The sequence below is a fragment of the Macrococcus sp. CoH-51_TC_04 genome, assembly GCF_058188655.1.
In genome coordinates this window covers 124073-145746 of the sequence record NZ_JBVGOY010000003.1, presented here as the reverse complement: position 1 = coordinate 145746, position 21674 = coordinate 124073, and the positions used below count along the sequence as shown (strand labels likewise).

Here is a 21674-nt window from a genome sequence, read left to right as displayed (position 1 = left end):
AGCGAATTGAAATTAAATAGGGCATAACATTAATTGAATAAGATGTAAGGAGCTGAAATTATGTATTCAGTATTAGGTCAAATTACAAAGATGTACGATAGCTTTACACCAGTTGAAAAAAGGATTGCCGACGTTGTCATTGAGTACCCTGAAAAGGTGGTCAACTTACCAATCAAAGAAATTGCACATCTTTCAAATACAAGTGAAGCAGCCATTGTACGCTTCAGTAAGCGTCTTGGATTATCTGGGATTAAAGTGGTTAAGGTGGAGCTCGCACGTGAACTTCACACAATTGCAGATAAAAAGGTACCGACGAAGATTGAATTAACAGACGATGAAGAAGTAATGAAAGAGAAAGTCTTCAACAATACAATTCAAGCACTTTATAATACAGAGAAGGTCATTTCTGCTAAAGTAATTGATGAAGCGGCCCAGGCAATTACAAGTGCAAAACGCGTTATGATCTTTGGCGTCGGGAACTCAAGAGTTGTTGCGACAGATTTGCATGTAAAGCTGATGAATATTGATCAGTCTGCAATTCTGGCAACAGATCTTTTATCTGCGATTACATTATTAGGACACTATGAAGCAGGAGATGTATTATTCGTTACATCTGAAACAAGTAAGAATAAGGTTATTACAGATATTTGTAAATATGCAAAAGAGAAAGGGATTAAGATTATATTATTAACACAAAAGTTCTCATCTCCTGCTATTCGTATGGCGGATATTGTACTTGCGATGGCGAAAGAAGAAAATGAAATCAATTTAGGATATATGACAGTACGTACAGCACAACTTACAATTGTGGACGTACTTTATTTAAGAGTTTGTGCGTATTTAAAGGATACAGTATTATCTAATATGCAGAATTTAAATGAAACACGTAAAATTACGCACGAACAAGAGAACTTATAATATAAAAAGCTGCATGTATGTACCGAATTATCGGTGCTATACCTGCAGCTTTTTATAGATGCTTTTATTTTTTATGATGAAACGGTCCTCATTCTTCTCATAGTGCCTAAAAAGCTTGCTATATTTTTCTTAAATAATCCCATAGTTTACACTTCTAATTTTTTGTCATTATTCTAATTCCAATGCCGCTAGGGTCATATATAATATTTGAATTCTCGTCTTTTGACTGAGTTAATCCTTTTTCTGATAATGTTTCTAAAAAGTGCTGGAGGTCTTCTTCGTTCGGGATATTCAGATCAAATTTCCTTAATCCTGGATAGTCAAGACGCGCGCGCTCGGTCTGATGTTGCCATGTATTTAATCCGAGATGATGATGATACCCGGCTGTTGCTATAAATGCCGCCTGACTACCATAGCGAGTCATTACATCTAATCCAAACAATTCATTATAGAATGCAATGGACTGATTTAAATCAATGACTGATAGATGCATATGTCCGATGATTGTGTCCTTCGGCATACCATCGAATGGACGGTTATGATTCGCTTCAATAACAGCTGCATAATCCATCTCAGATGTACCCATGACGATATCACCATTTGGTTCAAACTGCCATTCATTGCTTGGCACATCTCTGTAAATCTCTATCCCATTACCTTCCGGGTCCTGCAAATAGATGGCTTCTGAAACATCATGATTGCTCGCACCTGCTAACGGATATTCAGTCTTAATGAGGTGGTAGAAAATATTGCCAAGCGCAGCACGAGAAGGAACTAATAGTGCAAAGTGAAACAGCCCTGCAGTTTGAACACGCGCATGATTCGTCTGATATAAGTAGATTAGAACGCTATCATTAACCCCAAGTGCTGAAAATGAAGGGGTATGCTCGATAATATCCATACCTAATATTTCATGATAAAACTTTACGCTGTTATCCATAAAGTTAACGTTAAGATGTACAGCACCAATATGTGTGTCTTTCGAAAAGAATTGTTTCTCCATTATTATCCCTCTTTACAATGTATTATATATATTTTATATTTGATATATTAATTATACTAAAATTTGTTAGAATTGCAAAACATTCATTTCTGGCATTAGATTTTGATATGTTTCATTTATATATGAAATGTTAAATGTGTGTAACAATGCATCCTCATCATAGAAAAAGTGTACATTCTCCATTATAATTAATCTAAGTGGAAATTGGAGGAATTAAAAATGCACAAATTTAAGGTGAAAGCTGTTGCGGCATTGGTATGTACGTTCGGTTTAACGTCGTACCATGCAGCGCTGACTGAAGCAGCAGATAACTCAGTGACAGTAGAACAGCCATCAAGTGAGCAAGTAGAATCTATAAATACCGAATCTTCATTGAAATCGACTGAAGACAAAAGTTCAGAAAGCCCGGTAATTGAAATTTTGTCTACTGAAATTATCAAGGATGATGAGACGACAGAAATGCCAACAACAGAGGCACCAACAACAGAAGCACCAACAACAGAAGCAATGACCACAGTATTACCATCCAAAGAACAGACATTAACGACAGAATTACCTTCAGTTGAAGTCGATCAACCGACTGAACGCCCAACAGCAGAATATCCCGTTACAGAACATCCAACAACAGAGGGTCCAGCACTCCAAGAACCGATAGAATCACCTACAGGTGAAGAGTTTACAGATTCAGTAATAACGCCTCCACAAGATAGTGATAATCAATCGGTGAGAGAGAAGTCACCTTTAAATGAACCGTCAGCAGGCACAGTTGATATTCCTGAGTTGCCTGATACTCCGGTGAGTCCAGTAGAACCTAGTGATAGTGAGCCGGAACATCCTTCTCTTGAAGAAGATGATGATTTGCTTGGCATTAAGCCAGGAAAGTTTAAACCAACAGATGGCGAAGCGTATTATGCAGTGCTTGATAAACAAGTGTGTGACCTCGTGACACGTGAAATTGGTAAATCTAAAAAAAACCATCAAGACGAGGATTCAAAAACGACTTCAAAGCAAAAACAAAAAGTAAAAAAGCATTCTGAGCTGCCCGATACAGGTGAAAATGTCTTCATGTATGTATTAGCATCTGTGAGTTTGTTGTTATCAGGATTAATCTTATTAAGAAGATTATAACGTATCACAATGAAATAATATCCCCATCGATACAATATATCGATGGGGATATCTTTATAGTAAACTAAAAATTGCTCGTATCGATTTCATCAAGATAATCTTCAAGGAAAGTCATCGTATCTTCTAATGCACCATCTTGGAATGGAGAGCGTAAGTTTGCCGCTTCAACAATTTTATTGAATGGTAATGACCCACCAATATCACAGATGTGCAGATAATCTTTCCATGCCTCTTCAAAATCCTCTGTTGAACGTTTGAAGAACTGGAAGGCACAAACTTGTGCAAGCGTGTAGTCAATATAATAGAACGGCGACCCAAAGATATGACCTTGACGATGCCAGAATGCACCGCTTTCTAAAGACGCGATTCCGTCATGATCTTTATGCGGCAGATACTTCTGTTCAAGCTTCGTCCATTCAGCACGACGTTCTTGCGGCGTTAATTCAGGATGCTCATAGACGATATGCTGAAATTCATCAACGGCCACACCATAAGGTAAGAACTTGATGGCATCCCCGATATGTTTATATTTGAACTTATCTGGGTTGTTAAAGAAGAGATCCATCCATTTATATGTGAAGAACTCCATACTCATTGAATGAATTTCACATGATTCGTGCGTCGGCCATAAATAGTCCGGAATTAAGTCCTGTGAACGGTATACTTGAAATGCATGCCCAGCTTCATGTGTAAGTACGGTAATATCATGATCTGTTCCATTAAAGTTAGAGAAGATAAACGGCGATTTATAGTCTTGAATAAACGTACAGTAACCTCCAGCCTCTTTCCCTTTCTTCGCTTCTGCATCAAACAGTTCGCGGTCCATCATGAACTGGTAGAATTCATCTGTTTCTGCACTGAGCTCTTTATACATTTTACGACCGTTCTCTAAGATTGTTTTCCCATCATCTTTTGGTTTCTCGTTCCCTGATAAGAACACAATGTTCTCATCGTATGGCTTTAAGCTATCCCATCCATTACGCTTCATTTGAGACTGATACAAACTTTGTGCAACTGGGACAACATGCTTATGAATCTGATCACGATATCTCTTTACCATGTCGGGTGTGTAATCCACTCGGTTCATACGCACATAACCAAGTTCGATAAAGTTCTTAAAGCCAAGTTTCGTTGCGATTTCATGGCGTACTTTAACGAGGCGATCATAGATTGCATCGTACTGCTCTAACTGCGCAGCACGATATTCTTCCATTGCAAGTTTCGCTTCCTTACGTACGGATCTGTCTGCAGAATCGAGAAATTGTCCCATCTGAGCGAACGTGTATGTTTCACCTTTAAATTCAATTTCTGCTGAAGCAACGAGCTTACTATATTCAGATGAGATTTTATTTTCTTTGTTCAAGAGATCCTTGATTGAATCATCGTACTGTTTCACGAACAGCTCAGCAAGATCAAACAGCTGGTCACCATAGGTTTCACGCAATTCATCTTTAAATTTACTATTTGCAAGTGCATTATAGAACTTGGATTCAATCTGAATGACTTCTCCACCATGTGCATCCAGATAATCTCGCTCTTCAGAATAAAATGCATCATTTGTATTAATTGAAGCACGCACGTAAGCAAGATTCATTGCAGTATCAAGATGCTTTCTTACTACGTTAATCTCATCAATCAGCTTTATTTGTGCTTCAGCAGATGATGCTGCTTCAAACTGTTCAAGTAACTGATCGATAGATTGGTCAACTGCATGCAAGTCAGGTCGCTCATATTTATAGTTTTGGAATGTTGTCATATAGCTGCTCCTCATTGTCTAATTTTTCTTACTATTCTAATAATACTTCAATAATCGAAATAATGAAATACAAAAATTCTTAAAAATCTGTTATTTAATAGTATAATTAAATTAATACGCTGAGGAGGGGTCATATGACGAAAATAGATAAACAGTTACAGCTTACGACAGCAGAGCTCGTAAGAAAGACACATGAAGCAGGCATTCCGGTTATGATTGTATTTGAGGGGATACCAGCTTCAGGAAAGTCACGACTATCTAACGAACTCTTGCTGACGCTTGATGCAAAATATACAAACTTCTATGCGACGAAACGTCCGGATGAAGAGTTATTACGCTATCCATTCCTGTACCCATATTGGAACAACATTCCGAAAAAAGGCGGGGTAACGCTGTTCTTTAGGAGTTGGTATGCCCAGAAGCTTGATTTTGAAGAGCATGGCTATAAGAAAGATATCATTAAAGACTATGATTTATTAACGCAGGAAATTAAAGGGTTTGAATCGATGTTGTCAGATGATGGCTATGTGATTATTAAATTTTATCTATCAGTAAATGAACAAAAGCGTCAGGAGCATATAGAGCAGACGAAGAAGAATCCATTGACACGCTGGAAAGCTCAGGAATATGAAACGAGTATTCCGACCAAAGTCTACCAGGACGGCATGATTGATTTGATGAAAGCGACAGAAGAGATTGCACCATGGACACATATCGACTATACAGAACGTGGTAAAGCAGTCAATGAAATGTACGAAGTCATCATTAAGCGACTTGAAAAAGCGCTTAAAGCTAAAGAGAAATCTAAGCAAGATGAACGAGACGGCGCCTTTACAGAAGACTTCTCAACAGACATGTTCGAGGATACGTCGGATGATATGTCTAAAGCAGAATATAAAGAACTATTACCGAAATTACAGGCGCGTATCCGTGAACTTCAATATGCACTGTATGAACGTAAAATTCCTCTGATGCTCGTATATGAAGGCATGGACGCTGCAGGTAAGGGCGGTAATATTAAACGTGTCCGTGAAAGTCTGGATCCAACAGGATACGAAGTGAATGCCATCAGTGCACCAACTGAAACAGAACTGAGCTATCACTATTTATGGCGCTTTGCGACAGATGTGCCGAGAAGCGGGCATATCGAAATCTTCGACCGCAGCTGGTATGGACGTGTACTCGTTGAACGTGTGGAAGGCTTCGCAACGAATAAAGAATGGCAGCGCGCATACGATGAGATTAATAAATTTGAGAAAGCATTGACGATAGAAGGTGCCATTGTGATTAAGTTCTTCCTTGTTCTGGATAAAGATGAACAGTTGAAACGCTTTGAAGAACGACAAGTTACCCCTGAGAAGCAATGGAAGATAACAGATGAAGACTGGCGTAACCGTGAGAAGTGGGACCTATATCTTGAAGCAAGTAAAGATATGATTGATAATACGACAACCGAACATGCACCGTGGGTAATTATCCCGGCAAACAACAAACGAGCCGCACGAATTAAAGCACTGAAAACCATCATCTCCGTATGTGAAGAACGACTGTGGAATGTGAAGAAGCTTTGGTAGTAAAAGGACGTGACACGCGCGTCCTGACCCAAAGCATAATGTGAACAACGCAAAGAAAAAGTTCTTTGTTTTCTGTGTTGTTTGCATTATGCCGAAAGGGTCAGCGAGTGGAACGCCGTAAAAAGGACGTGACACGCGTTTAGCCACGAACAAAATCCTAAAAAATAAGCTTGAGACATTTGTCTCAAGCTTATTTTAGTTAAATAAATGCCATATAAAGTTTGTCTGCTCTAATTGTTTCTGTGCTTCAATCACTTTATCAGCGAATACAACTTGCATTAAGACGACGAATCCATTCATCAGCATATGTGCTGCGATTGGCACGATGATACGATTCGATAATACATATAAACCACTGAATACGACTGACATGCCCATGTAAATGAGTGTATGATTGAAATCACTGTGTGCTGCTGAGAAGATAAAGCCGCTGATGAGTACGCTGATTGTAAAAGCAACGGCGCGGTTTCCTTTAATTAGTTCATAAAGCTCCCCGAATATAACTTTTCTGAATACGAATTCTTCCAATATCGGTCCGACAATTGCAATCAGTATAATGAATATAGGAGCTTGTTTCGCGATACCCATAATCTGCGTGGTATTCTGACTTTCCATAGGTTGATTTAATATATATGTATTGACCATGCCGAGCATCATCTGCGTAAATAATGAAATGAATAATCCTCCGATGATTAACCCGATTGTTGATAACGTATCAGTCTTAACTGAACGTTCAAGGTGTGTCTTATTTTTGATTTTCGTATTGATATAGATAACAAGAATACTTGCTACGACAAATGACCCGACGTAATATGGGATGGATTTTAAGAACGCTGCATCGTTATCAAGCCCTTGCTTAAGAAAGATACTGGTCGGTATTAATACGAATAATTGTGATCCGATATAAAGTAATACGGTAAGGATGTTAATCCATTTTCTATTATGCTTCACTTTAAAACTCCTCTAATAAATAATATCCTTATTCATTGTACCGTAACTATCCATTAATTAGAAAGCAATAAGAAAGCAATCAAATATTATTAATAAAAATAAAGTAAAATGTTTGCAATTTTGACCTTCTTTGATTATTATGAAATTATATTAGCACTACATATAAGAGAGTGCTAAAAAATCATTAATGTGATTATAAGGAGGAAAAAATCGTGTTAAAACCATATGGAAATCGTGTTGTAATTCAAAAGACTGAAAGAGAGACAACGACAGCAAGTGGAATCGTCTTAACAGATTCTGCGAAAGAGAAGACAAATGAAGGGACTGTAGTTGCAGTAGGTACAGGACGCATCCTGAATAATGGTGAACGCGTTGAGATTGGTGTTAGCGTTGGTGACCGTGTCGTGTATGAGCCATTCGGCGGTACTGAAGTTAAGACTGGTGATGAATCTTATATCGTATTAAAAGAAGAAGATATTATTGCAATAGTAGAATAGCAGATAGAAGTATAGAAGATATAATTCACAAATTTATTAATAAATGGAGGAATTAACTAATGGTTAAAGAGATTAAGTTTTCTGAAGATGCAAGACGAGCAATGCTTGCAGGTGTAGATAAATTAGCAGACGCAGTTAAAGTAACACTTGGACCTAAAGGACGTAACGTTGTATTAGATAAGAAGTTTGTTGCACCTTTAATTACAAATGATGGTGTAACAATTGCGAAAGAAATTGAATTAGAAGATCCTTATGAGAACATGGGTGCAAAACTTGTTGCTGAAGTAGCGAACAAGACAAATGAAATTGCTGGTGACGGTACGACAACTGCAACGGTACTCGCACAAGCCATGATTCAAGAAGGTCTGAAGAACGTAACGAGTGGCGCTAACCCAGTTGGTATTCGTCAAGGTATCGATAAAGCAGTAGCAGTAGCACTAGAAGAACTTGCAGCAATCTCTAAAGCAGTATCAAGCAAAGAAGAAATCGCGCAAGTAGGTAGCATCTCAGCAGCTGACGAAGAAATCGGTCAGTTCATCTCTGAAGCAATGGAGAAAGTCGGTAACGACGGTGTCATCACAATCGAAGAATCTAAAGGATTCAAGACTGAACTTGAAGTCGTTGAAGGTATGCAGTTCGATCGTGGCTATGCTTCACCTTATATGGTAACAGATTCAGATAAGATGATTGCAGACTTAGAGAATCCTTACATCTTAATTACAGATAAGAAGATCTCTTCATTCCAGGACATCTTACCGATCTTAGAACAAGTCGTTCAAACATCACGTCCAATCTTAATCGTAGCTGAAGACGTTGATGGCGACGCACTGACAAACATCGTATTGAACCGTCTACGCGGAACATTCACTGCAGTAGCAGTAAAAGCACCAGGATTTGGTGACCGTCGTAAAGCGATGTTAGAAGACTTAGCGATTCTTACAGGTGGACAAGTGATTACTGACGACCTTGGATTAGAATTAAAAGACACAACAGTAGAAATGTTAGGTAACGCTAGTAAAGTTCATGTAACGAAAGATAACACAACAATCGTTGAAGGACGCGGCGATGCTTCAAACATCGATGCACGTGTTGGACAATTAAAAGCTCAAATCGAAGAAACAACTTCTGAATTCGATAAAGAGAAGTTACAAGAACGCTTAGCGAAGCTAGCAGGTGGTGTTGCAGTGATTAAAGTCGGTGCTGCAACTGAAACAGAACTTAAAGAACGCAAATTACGTATCGAAGATGCATTAAACTCTACACGCGCAGCAGTAGAAGAAGGTATTGTTGCAGGTGGAGGAACAGCATTAGTATCTATCTACAACAAGGTTGCAGCAGTTGAAGCAACGGGCGACGTTGCGACAGGTGTGAAGATCGTACTGAAAGCACTTGAAGCACCAATCCGTCAAATCGCTGAGAATGCGGGACTTGAAGGCTCAGTGATTGTTGAGAAGATTAAACACGCTGAAACAGGTGTCGGCTATAACGCTGCAACGGATGAGTGGGTAAACATGATCGACGCAGGTATCGTTGACCCAACAAAAGTAACGCGCTCAGCATTACAAAACGCAGCAAGTGTTGCGGCAATGTTCTTAACAACTGAAGCGGTAGTTGCAGAAATGCCTGAAGAAAACCCAGCACCAGACATGGGAATGGGCGGCATGCCAGGAATGATGTAATTTAAAATATACCGATCATCAGAAATGATGGTCGGTTTTTTTGTTTATGGATAGTGGTTCAAGTTGGCTCGTAAAAAATAAACATGAGCCAAGATGCCCCTAAGACCAGAGTAGAGCTGCTCAAGTTGGCTCATAAAATAAAAACATGAGCCAAGGTGTCCCTGAGACCAGAGTAGAGCTGCTCAAGTTGGCCCATAAAAAATAAACATGAGCCAAGATGTCCCTGAGACCAGAGTAGAGCTGCTCAAGTTGGCTCATAAAATAAAAACATGAGCCAAGTCAATCAACATCTTCCTCGCTCAAAGCTACTTCCTCAGACAACAGCCTAATCATTTGAACATGTACTTAAAAAATGTACAATTTTCGTTGACAATTTTATTTATCATCTTTACAATTGAGAAGAATTATCAATGATAATAATTCTCAATTACAGGAGGTTAAGGAATGAAAAAGTTATACATATTATTCATCGCATTTATCACATTACTTGCTGCATGTGGTAATCCATCTGCATCAAAGGAAGAGAAGAAAGACGGTTCAAAGGATACAGTTTCTGTTAAACATGCTATGGGTACAACTGAAGTACCAAAAGATCCGAAGCGTGTTGTCGTGTTAACGAACGAAGGTACTGAAGCGCTTATTGCATTAGGTGTAAAACCTGTCGGAGCAGCAAATTCTTACGCTGGAGATCCATGGTATGATCACTTAAAGGATAAATATAAAGGTATCGAACCAGTCGGTAATGAAAGTGAAATCAATATTGAGCGTATTGTTAAGCTAAAACCAGACTTAATTATCGGAAACAAATTCAGACAAGAAGCACAATATAAAAAGTTATCAGCGATTGCACCAACTGTATTCTCTGAAGAGTTACGTGGTGACTGGAAAGAGAACTTCAAATTATACGCGAAAGCTGTAAACAAAGAAGATAAAGGGAAAGAAGTATTAGCTGATTACACGAAACATGTTGATAAAACACGCGAAGCTTTAGGAGACAAGATTAATTCAGAAATCTCAATGGTTCGTTTCATGCCGGGTGACGTAAGAATTTACCATAAAGATACATTCTCTGGTGTTATTTTAGATGAAGTAGGTTTAAAGCGTCCTAAAGGTCAGGATAAAGATGATTTTGCAGAAAAAGGTTTAACGAAAGAGCGTATTAGCGCAATGGATGGCGATTACTTATTCTACTTCACATTCAATACACCGAAAGAAGATGTTACAGCTGTAGAGAAAGAATGGGTTAATGATCCTGCATTCAAAGCATTAAAGGCTTCAAAACAAAACCATGCAATGAAAGTTGACGACTCAATCTGGAACACTTCAGGTGGTGTATTATCAGCACATATGATGCTTGATGATTTAAAGGACAAAATTTTAAGTGCAAAGTAATGGCATAAAGTTAGTTTTACTTTCATTGCTGTTAATTGTCAGTATGATATGCAGTTTAATGTTTGGTTATAAAGTTTTTACTGTGTCAGATGTGTTTCATGCATTATTTCAAAACCAGCACATCGACGATCACAATATTCTAATGAACTTAAGATTGCCAAGAACACTTCTTGCAGCACTGATCGGGTTGATGCTCGGGATAAGTGGTGTACTCATTCAGACCGTGACGCGTAATCCGTTTGCGAGTCCGGGGATTATGGGTGTTAATAGTGGTGCGAGTTTATTCGTTGTTACTGCAATCGTCATATTTAATATTAATGGAACATTTCAATTAAGTGTTATCGCATTTATCGGTGCATGTGTTGTTGCTGCGATGATTGTCGGAGCAACGACATTACCGGTAAGACCATTATCAATAATGGAACTAACGTTGTTTGGTGCAAGTATTAGTGCTTTTTGTATGGCAGTAACACAAGGGTTACTCATTTACAATGAATCAGCGATTGAACAAGTAATCTACTGGTTAAGTGGTGCAGTTAGCAATAAGAAATTATCGATACTCACACATTTATGGCCTTTTATTGTTATTGGAATAACGCTCACGATTTATAACATTAAAAATTTGAATGTTTATTATCTGGACGATACGGCATTAAAGTCGGTCGGTGGGAATATACTGCGTATTAAGTTTATTACTATGCTGAGTGTTGCTTTACTCAGTGGTGCATCTGTTGCAATTGCAGGTCCGATTGCATTTATTGGTCTGATTACACCCCACATTACGAAAATGATGGTTTCAAGTCATAATCATATTGTGCTGTTACCAGCTGCAGGACTGATCGGTGCAGTACTACTCGTTACAAGTGATATACTGAGCCGTTATCTGTTATTTCCTCAGGAGATACCGGTTGGAATTGCAACAGCGATGATAGGTTCACCGATATTCTTCTATTTGATTCTTAAGCGTAAGGAGCAGATGTCATGAAATATATCGTGAATATTATATTGCTGCTGCTTGTAATGATGATAGGACTAATGTTTGGTGATGGTTTCATTCATCCGGTTGAAATTGTAAAAAGTTTTGCGGGTCAGAGTGATACGTATACGAATTTAATTATTCGCTCGCTGCGTTTACCGAGAGTACTGCTTGCTATAATAGCAGGTGCGGCGCTTGGTGTAGCCGGATGTTTGCTGCAGCGAATTACTAAAAATGAACTGGCTTCACCTGACGTTATCGGGATTTCACAAGGAGCGGTCGTCGGTAGTTTATTCTTCTTGATTATACTGACAACTGCGACAGAACAATTACTATTTCCGATAGCGTTTCAAAGTATCGCATCTATTGTCGGTGCAATTCTCGTCACATTCGTGTTATATCACTTCGCATTAAAGTGCACGTTCTTAAAGGAACGTCTTATACTGCTTGGTATCTGCATGAATATCTTCTTTCAGGGGATAATAATGTTTCTCATTATGTCTTCTAATAAAAGAAGTGCGCAGGCTCAAATATGGATTACAGGTTCCGTACATCTTGCTGAATATTATCAAGTTATTGTCATAACGCTGATCATCATCATCGTTATGATTGTGATGGCATATTATACGAGGCATCTGGATATTCATCAGTTAGGTTACAGCATGTCACATGGATTAGGATTAAGTTATCAAAGCATGACAATATTAACGCTTGTTTGTGTCAGTATCCTTACGGCAATAAGTGTAAGCTTCGTAGGTGGTATTCAGTTTGTTGGTTTAATCGCACCACACATCGCGAAAAAAATAAAGCATCATTCATTTACGCAGTTTGTATTTACGAGTGGTGTCATCGGTGGTGTGATTTTACTGTTAAGTGACTTGATAGGTAGAACAATATTTTTACCAGTTGAAATTCCAGCAGGTGTATTCACTGCTCTTATCGGTGCACCATTCTTTATATATTTGTTGTTTAGTAAACGATTTAAGCAACGTTAATTGATAGATTGGAATCCGGCACAATGACAAGAAAATGATTTTATGATTTTCTTGTCTTGTGCTGGATTCTTTTATTTTTCATTTACAAAAAAAGGAGTTTATTTATGCATTTAATTCCGGAAACATTAAAAAATAAAGCATTGCATTACTTTAAACATTTGGATGAACAGACATTAAAGAAATATTACTCGGAAGCTGAGCGAGAGATCAATGGTCGAATTCAAGCATGCAGTATTGTTGAACGCATTGAAACAGAAGACTTTGGAGAGATTGAAAAAGAAATTACAGATTCAATACATAATTTGACGTTAAGTTTGATTCAATACGAAGAAGACAGACAGCAATTTGGTGGACAATTTAAAAATATATTCGAATTTGCGCATCATTTTAATGTGAAAGCAACGATATTCGAACAATGTGTTACGTTAGGACATCCTTTTCATCCTATGACGAAAACAAAACTTGGATTAACTTATGAATCAGTACTCCGTTATGCACCAGAATTCAGAAATTGCGTAAAAATTATACCTCTGATTATCGATAAGTCATTAGCAGGACACTTCGGAACTGTACAACTCCCAGTTAGCTATATGGAACAGATTTACGAAATAGCAGCACAATATAATATAAAGCACCCAGAGATTATATTCATTCATGAATGGCAGCTTAACCATTACTTCAACGAACATACCTCGTTATTAAATAGCAAAACATGTATCCCGATTGAAAGTTTATCAGTAACGGGCTATCCGTTGTTATCATTTCGAACGTTATACGTACCAATGTTCAAGTGTGTCATTAAAGCTGCTGTAAATGCACAGGCGACAAGCGCAGTGCGTAACGTATCCCCAGCATCAATTCATAACGGTGTATTACTTGGGAAATATGTCAGCAAATTGTACGAGCAATATGATGGATGTTTTATACAGCAGGATCTGGGCGGTACTTATTTGGAGCAATCACCACACGAAAATAAATTAAGTTATATGATGAGAGAAACCATTTCTTATGAAAATCATCAGTATGCGGTTGTTTGTGCAAGCTTAATTTCAAAGAGCTTTATTACTGATCAGGCAATTGTGATTGAGGCGATTGATATTATAAGGCATCATCAGCGTATTTCACGTGAAGCGGCAGCAATGATATTCTTCGAAAAGTACACGCACATACTACTTAAAGCAACTTATCGACTCATGCTCGAACATCAGATCAGTCTGGAAGCGCATATGCAGAATAGTTCTATCGTTTTAGAATACGGTGTGCCGAAAGCGATATATATTCGTGACTTTGGAGGTATTAGAATATCCGATGATTCGGTTCATATTGATAAGCGTACAGGATTATTTACTAATGATTTTGAAGATTTACTTTCAGTATTCACACATGCAGTACTATACAATCATCTGTTCCAGCTCATAAAACCTTTATCAACTTTCGCAAATGAACAAAAACTCTATGACACTATCTATCAGGAGATTGCCACGATTAACGACACTTATAAGCCACCTGTGAATGTTCTGAAACAAAGAAAACTTAAAGTGAAATCACTACTTAAAATGCGTCTGTACGGAGATAGTTATGATTATAAATATTCAGAAATAAAGAATCCTTTAATGAAGGAGGACTTTCGATGTGGGAAAGCATAGTACAATCTCATAGCAATGAAATAGGTTCTAAAATTATACATGATATACAGCGTGCAAAACATTTAACGATGGATAAGATTATCCGTGCAATTATAGAAGAACAAATTCACCCGTTTACACTCGTTTCAAATCATGAGGACAAAGCTGCATTTATGACCAGTGATGCTTTCTTTTATTATGATAAAGTGACAGGAAGTGTAACTGTTAATGACGAAACAATTACTGATCCGCTTGAATTTCTGAAATGGTGTGCTGCGCAATCAACAGCTTATGACTATACCTCATTTATAGCAAAGATTGAAAATCATCTCATTAACCAGTCATTAAGTTTCATTCATTGCGCACATATAGAAAAGGCGGATCATCCTCTTTTAAAAGGAGAACAATGGGTCGTTACAGGTCACAATATTCATCCTTGTGCAAAGACGAAACTCGGCATGTCATATGAAGCGGTCATGCGTTATGCGCCTGAGTATAATCATACATTTGAATTGAACTGGATACTCGTTAAAAAGGACATACTGTTCAATAATTTAGAAGATGATCAAATAGAGCAGTTGATTGCATTCAGTGGGTATCAGAATGCTATCGACGATGCATATCATTTGATCCCTGTACATCCGTATCAATATGAGCATATATTGCCGGAAGTGTACAAAGAAGAGATTGCAGCACAAGATATTATTATGCTTGATTACGAAGGTGGACGCGTGAAAAGTACATCATCATTCAGGACGGTATGCCCAATTGATGCACGTTATCCGATTGTGAAGTTACCTGTTCATTCACAGATGACATCAACGATTCGTTCCATCAGTAACAATAGTGTCATCAACAGTAAAGCGATTAGCGACTATTTTAAGTGGATATATGAGAGTGATGATGCACTTGCGCAGTTGAGTACGCCGATAATGGAATATGGTGGTATGACATATGAACATGAAAGTGAAGCGAAACAACGTAATTTATCCTTCATATTAAGAGAGAACAGTACTCAGGAATTCAAACAGTATGATGATGTATTCGCTGCGACTTGTCTGTTTGAGCGTGATGAGACAGACGATAAAATTTATAAGCGCTTAATCTATCAGTCCAATCAAAGTGCTTCAGCATGGTTTTATCGTTATACGAAATTGCTGCTCCATACGGCGATCCCTTTAATGGCGACGTATGGAATTGGTCTTGAGGCACATATGCAGAATATTTCAATCGCATTTTTAAATGGTAATCCGGTCCATCTATATTATAGAGACTTCGGTGGATTACGAATTGATATATCAAGAACAGCAGGTAAATTACAGTTAAATGAAGGACTAACATGCACGACAACAGAAGGAATGCACGAAAAGGTCGTCAATACGTTGATAGCGAATCATTTAACGACCGTTATCGATCACATCTCACAAGATTATGAACTGCACCCCGATGAACTATGGCGCATTGCAGCAGAATTGCTTATGCATACATTTGAAATGCTGAGTGGTAATGATATTCAGCAGGACTTTGAAAGCTTTACGTCAGCGCATCTCAAACAAAAAGCATTGATGACGATGCGTTTATCGTCCGACAAAAATGATTTATACATCTATAAGGAAAACCCGCTACATGCGCAGTTTATTAAGAAATAATCAGCCGCTGCAGCGTTTTTTCCTAGGACAGCTCATACAGCGGACGAGTGACTGGATTGATATTATTGTACTTAACTGGGCGATACTACAAATAACACATGATCCGATGGCGCTCGCATTGCTGAATATGATGCGCTTATTACCACAATTAATCTTCGCGTTTATTACCGGAAAAGTAGTGGACTGTATGCAGGCCATTAAGCTGATGTATACTGTTCATGCTTGTAACATTTTGCTGACGGTGATACTTTGTTTTAGTTTTTATGAACGACAGCTTTATATGATTTATGCGGTTATTGCTGTACGTGCTTACGTTCAGTCAATTGATAATATACAGAGAAATAAAGTATTGCCGAACTTTACAGCAGCAGACAAATTAAAACAAATTATCAGCATGAATGCATTACTCATTAATATAACGCGAATTATCGGTCCGTTCATCGGTGGAATATTGCTCGCGTACACGACATATGAACTATTGCTGCTCATACCAGTATTAAGCAGTGTGTGCGTTATATTACTCAATAAAACATTGCCACACCAAAACGTCCAATATAAGGAGCATAATATTGTGCAATATTTTAAAACACATAAAGTCATCCTGCATATTATGATTACGAGTATGATATCGATGTTTTTCGGCTTTTCCTTCACAATTGTCCTGCCGATTATAGTGAAACAAACATTAAATCAAGGTGCGCTGATGTATGCGGTGTACACAGCGGTACTCGCACTCGGTTCTGTTACCGTACTGATGTGCTTTATGAATCAGCATAAACAGACAACGATATGCGCATTAATTCAGTGGTCGGTACTCTTTTCACTGTCCATCGTGATGATGCTGGTGCAGCACACCTATATATTTATGATTGCAATTTTTATAATGGGATTTGCATCGCAAGGATTCAGAACGACGCACCGCGTTTTAGTGCAGCAATATACTGAAGAACAATATAAAGGAACAGTACTCTCCGTTACGATGATGGACCGAGGATTTATACCACTTGGTGGGATGATGCTTACGTATCTATATACTACATTCGGTATTAATGTTATGTTTACAACAATGTTCATCGGATTAGTGTGTGTGACGTTACTATGCATCTATATGAAATGGGAGGAGAAAAGAGATGGAACATATATACAAAGTGTTAAGTAATACGAATAAAGATTACTACATTTACGACTTACAAGCATTAGAAGAACGTATCGAAAGCATTACATCAATGCTCAATCACGATGTATATTATGCTGTGAAAGCGAACAGTCATCATCGAATACTCAATACACTGTTACCATATGTAAAAGGTTTTGAAGTCGCATCCATCGGTGAAATTGAAAAAGTAAGACAAATATCAAGTGATGCAGCAATTATATACGGTGGACCGGTTAAAACAAGTGAAGATCTGGAATTTGCAATTACAAGAAATGTCTCATCTGTTCAGGTGGAAAGTTTGATTGAACTTGATACACTCAGCACATTAACAACATATTATGAATATGACCTTAATATAAGTCTACGTATCAATTTAGCAGCAGTGAACACAAATGCAACATTAAAAATGTCAGGCGCAACGCAATTTGGATTGCCGGAAGAAGAAATATTTGAAGCAATGGACATTATTCAGGATGCGCCACATCTGCACTTTGAAGGACTGCACTTTCATGCGATGAGTAACAATCTCGATGCACAAAAACACGTGGCGTTTATTGAACAGGCATTAAACTATCAGCATTCTGCAATTGATGGCGACGTAATTATTAATGTCGGTGGCGGAATTGGAATAGATTATCAGGAAATTGAAACGTTTAATTTTGAACAGCTTTGTGAAGCGGTAAATGAATTACCACGCATGAAATTTGAACTCGGACGTTATATCGTCGGACCAGTTGGATATTATGCTGCAAATGTATATGACATAAAAACGATGCATCACGAAAACTTTGTACTACTAAATGGTGGGACACATCATTTCAGATTTCCAAAAGCATGGAACCATCACCATGCACATAGTATATATCAAACTGATAGTCAGCAAAAACGTAAGAAGACATTGAGTAACGCCTCTACGTATTACGTAGGGAAACTATGTACACCAAATGACGTTTTCGGACAAAAGTATGAAGTAGACACAATAAACACAGGAGACTGGGTCATATTCCATAATGCCGGCGCATATGGATACGACATCAGCCATATAAACTTTTTGTCACACCCACAACCAGAAATCGTGTTTGTAGGGTGAGGAGGAAAGAGTTTGGGACATAAGTAAATCTTCGATTTACAAACCCTACTCAAGATAAAAGCAGAAATTCCATTTGGAATTTCTGCTTTTTTGATGCAAAAAAAGAAGCCCTTTTATATAATGTAATCACCACAAAAACATTGAAAAGGAGCTTCTTTATGTACAAAAATTATAACACAAATCAAATCACACTGCCAATGGATATAGAATTTAAGATTCCAAAGGATGACTTATGTTTCATTGTACATGGTCTAGTAGAATCAATCCCTGAAGAAGAGTATCAACAGTACAGAAATAGAATAGGTGCATCCTCATATCATCCCAAAATGATGCTTAAGGTTATTCTTTATGCTTATACTCAGTCTATTTTCTCAGGTCGAAGAATTGAAGCATCATTAAACGACAGTATTCGAATGATGTGGTTATCACAGGAACAGAAGCCTTCATACAGGACTATCAATAGATTCCGAGTAAACCCTATGATGGATAACCTGTTGAAAACTCTTTATGTAAATTTCAAAACACAACTTGTTGAATATAAACTGATTGATGAACAGTCAATTTTTATTGATGGTACTAAGTTAGAGGCAAGTGCTAACAAGTACACATTCGTATGGAAAAAGAAAATTCTTTCGTATCAAGAGGGCTCGCTTTCTAAAGCTAAGTCTATCTATGACGATCTACTGAAACAGGAAATCATTCCTGAAATACAGAATGAAAGTAAGGACGAAATCACAATAGATTCTTTAGCGCATATCGAAAGAAGTCTAAATCAAAAAATCGAAGATTTAATATTTCAGATTGATAATGAAAAGAATGTCACGGAGAAGAAGAGAATAAGAAGTGAAAGAACCCCAATCAAAAAGACGCATAAGGTGATTAAAGATATCTACGAAAGAAATATAAGATATAATGAGCAATTGAAAATCCTGGGCGATCGAAAAAGCTATTCTAAAACAGATTGCGATGCCACATTCATGAGAATGAAGGAAGACCATATGAAGGACGGTCAATTGAAGGCAGGATATAATCTACAGATTGCGACAAACAATCAATTCACTCTGGCTTATGACGTCTTTCCAAATCCGGCGGATTCAAGAACACTCACTCCGTTCTTGAATAATTTCATAGATTTGCATAAGAAAATTCCTAAATATATTGTTGCCGACGCTGGATATGGAAGTGAAGAAAATTATGAGACTTTGATTGATGAGTTTGAAGTTACACCTTTAATTCCTTTTAATACATACTATTCGGAGCAATCAAAGAAAAACAGAACAAATATTTTTAATACATTTAACTGGCCATATAATGAAATTGAAGATTATTTTACATGTCCCGAAAATCACAATCTTAGATTCTCTCATTATTCAAAAAGAAAAAATAGTGATTTCGGAAGTATATCCAAAGTATACCAATGTGAGATGTGTCAAAGTTGTCCACTAAGAGATAAATACATTTCTAAAAATACTAAGGGCAATAAAAGTATTTATAGAAATAATAATCTTGAATACTTCAAATCAGAGATTCGCAAGAAGCTTTCAGATGAAAATACCGGAAGAATCTACGCAAACAGAAAGATAGACGTAGAACCAGTATTTGGATTTCTGAAAGCTATTTTGGTTTACACACGAATGAATGTGCGTGGTAAATCTAAAGTGAAGAGAGATATAGGCTTTGCGCTAATGGCAGTAAATATAAGGAAAATGGCCACCTCACGTGGTGAAAATAAAAATAAAAATAAAGAAATAGCGATAAAATTTGATTTTCATCAAATTTTATCGCTATTTTTATTATCAGGAGTACTTATGTCCCGGACTCTTATTTTTGTTCATTTGCTATTCTGATTGAGTATCCTGATTAAAACTTTCTGCTCATCATCAACTTACCTAAAAAGTAGAGTGAGACCGTTAGTATCGATGCTTGAGCAACTGCTCCTAATACGTCGAATAGATCTAGCATAATAGGTTTTTCAAAAAATAAATGTCCGATATATAATTCATATATAAGGCTAGATAGAACTAGAAAAATAAAAATGTGTAAACTCTTTAACTTTAACGATTTAATGAAAAGATTATATTGTGAGGCGTCATAAACCTCCACATATTGACTATGCATCGTTTTCACCAATCTATTGCTTAAAGTAAAAATATACATAAAGACAAAAAGGAGTAACATAAATAGTAAAGGTGTAGCAATAGATAATCGTTTAAATAGTACATCACTAATTAAACTAATGAAACATGCCGTAAGTAATAGATAAAAACTAATAACAGTACATTGAGCTAGAAATTTAACTATCACTGATTTCTGATATTCATCACGTGCATTAGTGTAACCCACATTACGTTTCATTAATTTTTCGTTTATTGTAAACATCATTCCACCTCATCCTCAGTAGCCTTTTTAATTTTCATTTTTCCGATGAAATACATCGATAAACCAAAGAATAACCCACCGATGATCCAGATAAATAAATTAAACCAGTCAAACTCATATGTTTCTCCGGAAATGATTTTAAATAATATTTCAATCATTACATACATGCATGTGCCCCAATATAGGCCTAATTTAACACTTTGTCTCTTTAGTTTATTAATTTCGGATTGGTAATCTTCATCAGAGTAAACTTCTGTAATATCTGATTGTGTTTTTCTATTTTGATTAATTATGAATATGCTAATTCCTTGTAAGATTAAAAACATTAATATTGTGCCAGTTGAAAACATCTGATGAGAGACATCCCAAATTAAGCTTATAAGCATACTTGCCGCAATGAGATAAAATAAATAATTAAAACAGTTCGCTAAAATGATATAACCTTGCTGACGTTGATATTCATCATTTGTCATATCTAGCCCCATAAATGAAGAGAGATAATCGGTGTCCAATCTTTTCATTCTGAATCTTCTCCTTCGATGTCCACCCAAAATAGAGTGTTTAAATCTGTATTTAAAGCTAATGCAATTTTTATGCATAAATCCAATGAAGGATTATATTTATCATTTTCTATTAAATTGATGGTTTGTCTTGAAACTTGTACTTTCTTTGCAAGATCGAGCTGTGAGAGTTTAAGATTCTTTCTGTATGTACGTACATTGTTCATATTTATTTCTCCTAGGAAAGTCGTATATATATGACATTTATAATATATAACATAACAACAATGGTGTCAAATATATATGACATTTTGAGTGGTAAAGAATCTAACTTGTAATATATGACGTTAATCTTCTTGTCTTGAACATCGCCATCGGATTGATAATTGTAATTATTAGTACATTT

19 protein-coding genes are annotated in these 21674 nt (G+C 37.0%); 13 read left to right on the top strand and 6 right to left on the bottom strand.

What is annotated here, in order from left to right:
- Nucleotides 1-60: 60 nt before the first annotated feature.
- A complete protein-coding gene (locus tag ACZ2V4_RS04750) occupies nt 61-918 on the top strand; it encodes a MurR/RpiR family transcriptional regulator (protein ID WP_015912217.1) in 858 nt (285 codons plus the stop codon).
- Between the two features lie 154 nt (nt 919-1072).
- Here the strand turns inward: ACZ2V4_RS04750 and ACZ2V4_RS04745 are convergent, their stop codons facing one another.
- Nucleotides 1073-1921, bottom strand: coding sequence for a VOC family protein (locus tag ACZ2V4_RS04745; RefSeq protein ID WP_490514562.1), 849 nt, complete (start codon nt 1919-1921; stop codon nt 1073-1075).
- A 219-nt stretch (nt 1922-2140) separates the two neighbouring features.
- Here ACZ2V4_RS04745 and ACZ2V4_RS04740 point away from each other — a divergent pair, with 219 nt between their 5' ends.
- The gene (locus ACZ2V4_RS04740) at nt 2141-3049 is read left to right on the top strand and encodes an LPXTG cell wall anchor domain-containing protein (protein WP_490514561.1); all 909 of its coding nucleotides are present in this window, start codon (nt 2141-2143) and stop codon (nt 3047-3049) included.
- A gap of 64 nt (nt 3050-3113) precedes the next feature.
- On the opposite strand, the gene ACZ2V4_RS04735 is transcribed toward ACZ2V4_RS04740, so the two are convergent.
- A complete protein-coding gene (locus ACZ2V4_RS04735; RefSeq protein WP_419895125.1) occupies nt 3114-4805 on the bottom strand; it encodes a M3 family oligoendopeptidase in 1692 nt (563 codons plus the stop codon).
- A gap of 134 nt (nt 4806-4939) precedes the next feature.
- Here ACZ2V4_RS04735 and ACZ2V4_RS04730 point away from each other — a divergent pair, with 134 nt between their 5' ends.
- Complete coding sequence (locus ACZ2V4_RS04730; RefSeq protein ID WP_219493124.1) at nt 4940-6379, top strand: phosphate--AMP phosphotransferase; 1440 nt, start codon at nt 4940-4942, stop codon at nt 6377-6379.
- Between the two features lie 195 nt (nt 6380-6574).
- Here ACZ2V4_RS04730 and mroQ read toward each other — a convergent pair whose 3' ends face one another.
- Nucleotides 6575-7330 carry an intramembrane glutamic endopeptidase MroQ gene (gene mroQ / locus ACZ2V4_RS04725; protein ID WP_219493122.1) on the bottom strand — a complete coding sequence of 252 codons (756 nt, stop codon included), beginning with the start codon at nt 7328-7330 and terminating at the stop codon, nt 6575-6577.
- Nucleotides 7331-7542: 212 nt separating this feature from the next.
- Between mroQ and groES the strand changes: the two genes are divergently transcribed.
- The 10 genes from groES (at nt 7543) to ACZ2V4_RS04675 (ending at nt 20236) form a co-directional block, all read left to right on the top strand.
- The gene (gene groES, locus ACZ2V4_RS04720) at nt 7543-7827 is read left to right on the top strand and encodes a co-chaperone GroES (protein ID WP_015912210.1); all 285 of its coding nucleotides are present in this window, start codon (nt 7543-7545) and stop codon (nt 7825-7827) included.
- 59 nt (nt 7828-7886) lie between these two features.
- The gene (groL, locus tag ACZ2V4_RS04715; RefSeq protein WP_420493972.1) at nt 7887-9506 is read left to right on the top strand and encodes a chaperonin GroEL; all 1620 of its coding nucleotides are present in this window, start codon (nt 7887-7889) and stop codon (nt 9504-9506) included.
- Between the two features lie 444 nt (nt 9507-9950).
- The gene (locus ACZ2V4_RS04710; protein WP_219493120.1) at nt 9951-10898 is read left to right on the top strand and encodes an ABC transporter substrate-binding protein; all 948 of its coding nucleotides are present in this window, start codon (nt 9951-9953) and stop codon (nt 10896-10898) included.
- A complete protein-coding gene (locus tag ACZ2V4_RS04705) occupies nt 10888-11883 on the top strand; it encodes a FecCD family ABC transporter permease (protein WP_256447892.1) in 996 nt (331 codons plus the stop codon). The genes ACZ2V4_RS04710 and ACZ2V4_RS04705 overlap by 11 nt, the downstream gene beginning before the upstream one ends.
- On the top strand, nt 11880-12869 hold the full coding sequence (locus ACZ2V4_RS04700; RefSeq protein ID WP_219493119.1) for a FecCD family ABC transporter permease: 990 nt from the start codon (nt 11880-11882) through the stop codon (nt 12867-12869). The genes ACZ2V4_RS04705 and ACZ2V4_RS04700 overlap by 4 nt, the downstream gene beginning before the upstream one ends.
- 104 nt (nt 12870-12973) lie before the next feature.
- Complete coding sequence (locus ACZ2V4_RS04695) at nt 12974-14515, top strand: IucA/IucC family protein (protein ID WP_219493118.1); 1542 nt, start codon at nt 12974-12976, stop codon at nt 14513-14515.
- Nucleotides 14500-16143, top strand: coding sequence for an IucA/IucC family protein (locus ACZ2V4_RS04690; protein WP_490514560.1), 1644 nt, complete (start codon nt 14500-14502; stop codon nt 16141-16143). The genes ACZ2V4_RS04695 and ACZ2V4_RS04690 overlap by 16 nt, the downstream gene beginning before the upstream one ends.
- Entirely contained in the window at nt 16121-17302 is a 1182-nt protein-coding gene (locus tag ACZ2V4_RS04685) for an MFS transporter (protein WP_420493968.1), read from the top strand. Before ACZ2V4_RS04690 ends, ACZ2V4_RS04685 begins: the two co-directional genes overlap by 23 nt.
- Nucleotides 17274-18389, top strand: a complete 1116-nt coding sequence (locus ACZ2V4_RS04680) for an alanine racemase (protein WP_420496196.1) — start codon at nt 17274-17276, stop codon at nt 18387-18389. The genes ACZ2V4_RS04685 and ACZ2V4_RS04680 overlap by 29 nt, the downstream gene beginning before the upstream one ends.
- Nucleotides 18390-18547: 158 nt before the next feature.
- Nucleotides 18548-20236 carry an IS1182 family transposase gene (locus tag ACZ2V4_RS04675; protein WP_490514559.1) on the top strand — a complete coding sequence of 563 codons (1689 nt, stop codon included), beginning with the start codon at nt 18548-18550 and terminating at the stop codon, nt 20234-20236.
- A gap of 13 nt (nt 20237-20249) precedes the next feature.
- Here ACZ2V4_RS04675 and ACZ2V4_RS04670 read toward each other — a convergent pair whose 3' ends face one another.
- Genes ACZ2V4_RS04670 through ACZ2V4_RS04660 form a run of 3 tightly spaced genes read right to left on the bottom strand, consistent with a single transcriptional unit; the run spans nt 20250 to nt 21495 of the window.
- Entirely contained in the window at nt 20250-20771 is a 522-nt protein-coding gene (locus tag ACZ2V4_RS04670; protein ID WP_120787022.1) for a hypothetical protein, read from the bottom strand.
- On the bottom strand, nt 20768-21289 hold the full coding sequence (locus tag ACZ2V4_RS04665; RefSeq protein ID WP_458620345.1) for a DUF3278 domain-containing protein: 522 nt from the start codon (nt 21287-21289) through the stop codon (nt 20768-20770). Before ACZ2V4_RS04665 ends, ACZ2V4_RS04670 begins: the two co-directional genes overlap by 4 nt.
- Entirely contained in the window at nt 21286-21495 is a 210-nt protein-coding gene (locus ACZ2V4_RS04660) for a helix-turn-helix transcriptional regulator (RefSeq protein WP_420493965.1), read from the bottom strand. Before ACZ2V4_RS04660 ends, ACZ2V4_RS04665 begins: the two co-directional genes overlap by 4 nt.
- Between the last annotated feature and the right edge of the window lie 179 nt (nt 21496-21674).

Bases quoted from the DNA above. Each gene is read 5' to 3' on its own strand.
- ACZ2V4_RS04745 (WP_490514562.1), bottom strand. From the start codon at position 1,921: ATGGAGAAACAATTCTTTTCGAAAGACACACATATTGGTGCTGTACAT.
- ACZ2V4_RS04700 (WP_219493119.1), top strand. From the start codon at position 11,880: ATGAAATATATCGTGAATATTATATTGCTGCTGCTTGTAATGATGATA.
- ACZ2V4_RS04710 (WP_219493120.1), top strand. From the start codon at position 9,951: ATGAAAAAGTTATACATATTATTCATCGCATTTATCACATTACTTGCT.
- ACZ2V4_RS04670 (WP_120787022.1), bottom strand. From the start codon at position 20,771: ATGATGTTTACAATAAACGAAAAATTAATGAAACGTAATGTGGGTTAC.
- ACZ2V4_RS04740 (WP_490514561.1), top strand. From the start codon at position 2,141: ATGCACAAATTTAAGGTGAAAGCTGTTGCGGCATTGGTATGTACGTTC.
- ACZ2V4_RS04690 (WP_490514560.1), top strand. From the start codon at position 14,500: ATGTGGGAAAGCATAGTACAATCTCATAGCAATGAAATAGGTTCTAAA.
- ACZ2V4_RS04680 (WP_420496196.1), top strand. From the start codon at position 17,274: ATGGAACATATATACAAAGTGTTAAGTAATACGAATAAAGATTACTAC.
- groL (WP_420493972.1), top strand. From the start codon at position 7,887: ATGGTTAAAGAGATTAAGTTTTCTGAAGATGCAAGACGAGCAATGCTT.
- ACZ2V4_RS04735 (WP_419895125.1), bottom strand. From the start codon at position 4,805: ATGACAACATTCCAAAACTATAAATATGAGCGACCTGACTTGCATGCA.
- ACZ2V4_RS04695 (WP_219493118.1), top strand. From the start codon at position 12,974: ATGCATTTAATTCCGGAAACATTAAAAAATAAAGCATTGCATTACTTT.
- ACZ2V4_RS04675 (WP_490514559.1), top strand. From the start codon at position 18,548: ATGTACAAAAATTATAACACAAATCAAATCACACTGCCAATGGATATA.
- ACZ2V4_RS04660 (WP_420493965.1), bottom strand. From the start codon at position 21,495: ATGAACAATGTACGTACATACAGAAAGAATCTTAAACTCTCACAGCTC.
- ACZ2V4_RS04730 (WP_219493124.1), top strand. From the start codon at position 4,940: ATGACGAAAATAGATAAACAGTTACAGCTTACGACAGCAGAGCTCGTA.
- ACZ2V4_RS04750 (WP_015912217.1), top strand. From the start codon at position 61: ATGTATTCAGTATTAGGTCAAATTACAAAGATGTACGATAGCTTTACA.
- ACZ2V4_RS04685 (WP_420493968.1), top strand. From the start codon at position 16,121: ATGCGCAGTTTATTAAGAAATAATCAGCCGCTGCAGCGTTTTTTCCTA.
- ACZ2V4_RS04665 (WP_458620345.1), bottom strand. From the start codon at position 21,289: ATGAAAAGATTGGACACCGATTATCTCTCTTCATTTATGGGGCTAGAT.